This window comes from Mesorhizobium sp. M7A.F.Ca.US.005.03.2.1, assembly GCF_003997795.1.
Taxonomy (GTDB): Bacteria; Pseudomonadota; Alphaproteobacteria; order Rhizobiales; family Rhizobiaceae; genus Mesorhizobium; species Mesorhizobium ciceri.
In genome coordinates this window covers 1-3999 of record NZ_RZRP01000592.1, presented here as the reverse complement: position 1 = coordinate 3999, position 3999 = coordinate 1, and the positions used below count along the sequence as shown (strand labels likewise).

Annotated in this window: 2 protein-coding genes and 2 pseudogenes; all 4 read left to right on the top strand. The window is 63.8% G+C overall.

The window, feature by feature from the left end:
- Window positions 1-378, top strand: a pseudogene (locus tag EN991_RS26290) (DUF4167 domain-containing protein); the annotation flags it as partial.
- 219 nt (window positions 379-597) lie between these two features.
- The gene (gene clpB, locus EN991_RS26285) at window positions 598-3204 is read left to right on the top strand and encodes an ATP-dependent chaperone ClpB (protein ID WP_013529464.1); all 2607 of its coding nucleotides are present in this window, start codon (window positions 598-600) and stop codon (window positions 3202-3204) included.
- 59 nt (window positions 3205-3263) lie between these two features.
- On the top strand, window positions 3264-3629 hold the full coding sequence (locus tag EN991_RS26280; protein WP_013529465.1) for an MmcQ/YjbR family DNA-binding protein: 366 nt from the start codon (window positions 3264-3266) through the stop codon (window positions 3627-3629).
- Between the two features lie 150 nt (window positions 3630-3779).
- Window positions 3780-3999, top strand: a pseudogene (locus EN991_RS26275) (hypothetical protein); the annotation flags it as partial.

Here is a 3999-nt window from a genome sequence, read left to right as displayed (position 1 = left end):
CCCAATGGCGGCTAGGGCCAGAACGGCCAGCGCGACTTTTCATCGTCCGCCGAGCAAGGTGGTCAGCCCCAGGGCAACGAGATCCCGGTCCAGGGCGAAGCCGTTTCGCCGACCGAATCTGTGGCGCCGGCCGAACCGGCTCCGTCGTTCGAGAACCTTTCCCCGGCAGGTCTTGCCGCCCAGGCCGAACTCAACGAGGCGGCCGCCGAAAGCGGTGCTGCCCGTCGTCCGCGTCGTCCGCGCCGCCCGCGCGTCAACGCCGATCAGGTTGATGGCGGTAGTGACAATGCCAGTTCCGGGACCGACGCCGGCGAGGTGGCTGCGGCCCCGGCCGACAGCGGCAACGCCCAACCGGTCAATGTCGATATCGATAACTGACCCAACGGCATTTCAAGGCATTGAGCGGCGGAGAGAAATCTCCGCCGTTTTCGTTTGGGCGGCCGTGCAATATTATGTGGTTGCCGATATCGGGACGTCTTGAGGGTTCAGCGCCTGTGCACCATATCAGCCTCAACTGGACCCGGCTCGAATGAGCGGGTCCGTCACCGCAATCGGATCCGGTGCCGCAAAGCGGGCCGGTGATGGAAGGAGACAGATATGAACCTTGAGAAATACTCAGAGCGCGTGCGCGGCTTTATCCAGTCCGCGCAGACCATGGCGCTTTCCCGCAACCACCAGCAATTCACCCCTGAACATATCCTGAAAGTGCTCGTCGACGACGACGAGGGCTTGGCCGCGTCGCTGATCGAACGCGCCGGCGGCAACGTCCGCGACGTCAAGCTTGGCGTCGAGACGGCGCTCGAAGCGATGCCCAAGGTCGAGGGCGGCAATGGCCAGCTCTATCTGGCCCAGCCGCTGGCGAAAGTGTTTTCGACCGCCGAGGAACTGGCCAAGAAAGCCGGTGACAGTTTTGTCACGGTCGAGCGGCTCTTGCAGGCGCTCGCCATGGAAAAGTCGGCCAAGACCGCCGACATATTGGCCAAGGCCGGCGTCACCGCGCAGGCGCTCAACCAGGTCATCAACGATGTCCGCAAGGGCCGCACCGCCGATTCGGCGAGTGCCGAACAGGGCTACGACGCGCTGAAGAAATACGCGCGCGACCTGACTGCGGATGCCCGTGCCGGCAAGCTGGACCCCGTGATCGGCCGTGACGACGAGATCCGCCGCACCATCCAGGTGCTGTCGCGCCGCACCAAGAACAATCCGGTGCTGATCGGCGAACCCGGCGTCGGCAAGACGGCGATCGCCGAAGGCCTGGCACTGCGCATCGTCAATGGCGACGTACCGGAATCGCTGAAGGACAAGCAGCTGATGGCGCTCGACATGGGCGCGCTGATTGCCGGCGCCAAATATCGCGGCGAGTTCGAGGAGCGGCTGAAGGCCGTGCTCTCCGAAGTCACCTCGGCCAGCGGCAACATCATCCTGTTCATCGACGAGATGCACACGCTGGTCGGCGCCGGCAAGGCGGATGGCGCCATGGATGCGTCCAACCTGCTGAAGCCGGCGCTGGCGCGCGGCGAGCTGCACTGCGTCGGCGCCACCACGCTCGACGAGTATCGCAAGCATGTCGAGAAGGATGCAGCCCTTGCCCGGCGCTTCCAGCCGGTTTTCGTCGACGAGCCGACGGTGGAAGACACCGTTTCGATCCTGCGCGGCCTGAAGGAGAAATACGAGCAGCACCACAAGGTGCGCATTTCGGATTCAGCGCTGGTGGCGGCGGCGACGCTGTCCAACCGCTACATCGCCGATCGCTTCCTGCCGGACAAGGCGATCGACCTGGTCGACGAAGCCGCATCGCGGCTGCGCATGCAGGTCGATTCCAAGCCTGAGGCGCTGGACGAGATCGATCGCCGCATCATGCAGCTCAAGATCGAGCGCGAGGCGCTGAAGGTCGAGACGGACGATGCTTCGAAGGACCGGCTCGCCCGCCTGGAAAAGGAACTCGTCGGCCTTGAGGAGGAATCGACCGAGATCACCGCCAAGTGGCAGGCCGAGAAGCAGAAGCTCGGGCTCGCCGCCGACCTGAAGAAGCAGCTCGACGAGGCGCGCAACGACCTTGCCATTGCCCAGCGCAAGGGTGAATTCCAGCGCGCCGGCGAGCTTGCCTATGGCAAGATTCCGGAACTGGAAAAGAAGCTGAAGGAGGCCGAGGCCCAGGACGGCAAAGCCGGCATGGTCGAAGAGGTGGTTACCCCCGACCACGTCGCCCATATCGTCTCGCGCTGGACCGGCATTCCGGTCGACAAGATGCTGCAGGGCGAGCGCGACAAGCTGCTGCGCATGGAAGACGAGATCGGCAAGCGCGTCGTTGGCCAGGGCGAGGCGGTGCAAGCTGTGTCGAAAGCGGTGCGCCGCGCCCGCGCGGGCCTGCAGGATCCGAACCGGCCGATCGGCTCGTTCATGTTCCTCGGACCGACGGGTGTCGGCAAGACCGAGTTGACCAAGGCGCTGGCGAGCTTTCTGTTCGACGACGAGAGCGCCATGGTGCGCATCGATATGTCGGAGTTCATGGAAAAGCACTCGGTCGCCCGGCTGATCGGCGCGCCTCCCGGCTATGTCGGCTATGAGGAAGGCGGCGCGCTGACCGAAGCGGTGCGGCGCCGGCCCTATCAGGTCGTGCTGTTCGACGAGATCGAGAAGGCGCATCCGGATGTGTTCAACGTGCTTTTGCAGGTGCTCGACGACGGCCGCCTGACCGACGGCCAGGGCCGCACGGTCGACTTCCGCAACACGCTGATCATCATGACGTCGAACCTCGGCGCCGAATATCTCGTCAACCTCACCGAGGACCAGGATGTCGATCTGGTGCGCGACGAGGTGATGAACGTCGTCAGGGCATCGTTCCGGCCGGAGTTCCTCAACCGCGTCGACGAGGTGATCCTGTTCCACCGGCTGCGCCGGCAGGATATGGGCCGCATCGTCGAGATCCAGCTCAAGCGGCTCGAGAGCCTGCTTGTCGACCGCAAGATCACGCTATCGCTGGACCAGGAGGCGGTGGATTGGCTGGCGGCCAAGGGCTACGACCCGGCCTATGGCGCGCGGCCGCTGAAGCGGGTGATGCAGAAGGAATTGCAGGACCCACTGGCGGAGAAGATCCTGCTCGGCGACATCCTCGACGGCTCGACCGTCAAGGTGACAGCCGGTTCCGACCGGCTGAATTTCCGCTCCAAACCGACGATCGTCGCGGCGGAAGCGGCAGCCTGATCCCGCGCCACGCGTCCTTCCTGGACGCGCGGCGTTTTTATATAAAACGTGGGGTGGGGATGACACTGGACGACTACAACAGCTTCTGCGACTCGCTGCCTTCGACGACCCATGTCGTCCAGTGGGGTGGCGCCCATGTTTGGAAGGTGGGGGCCAAGGTCTTCGCGATCGGCGGCTGGGACGATGGCCAGCAGCTCTTCGTCACCTTCAAATGTTCCGATATCGCCTATGATGTGCTCAAGGAACAGCCGGGGCTACGGCCCGCACCCTATCTTGCCTCGCGCGGCATGACATGGATCCAGCGTCGGACAAGCCAGAGCATGGATGATGCCGCGCTGAAGGACTATCTGCGCGAGAGCCATCGCCTTGTCGCCCTGAAGCTTACCAGGCAGGCGCGCAAGGAATTGGGACTTGCCGAAAGCTAGCCTATATTCCTTGAGGCGCCGGAAAACCGCCATCTTCATGCCCGGTTCATGTTGGAACCATAGGATGGTGTAACTGGTTTGCTGGCGAAGGGGTTCGCCAGAAGACAATGCCGGCGGCGGCAAATTTACGGACCGGAGAATTTGGCCACCATGTTCCGCACGATCTTTGCCCTCTCGGCGCTAGCCGCCGGGCTTGTGTCTTCCGGGGCGTTCGCCGCGCCGACGACGGACAATGCGCCAAGGGTTGTCCGCGCTGCCGATACCGGGGGCATCCTTGTCGCCCAGGACGGTAATCTCGACATCTACTACGACGCCAGGGGCAACCGCGTGATCGTCGATGCCGATACCGGCAAGGTCATCGCCATCCAGC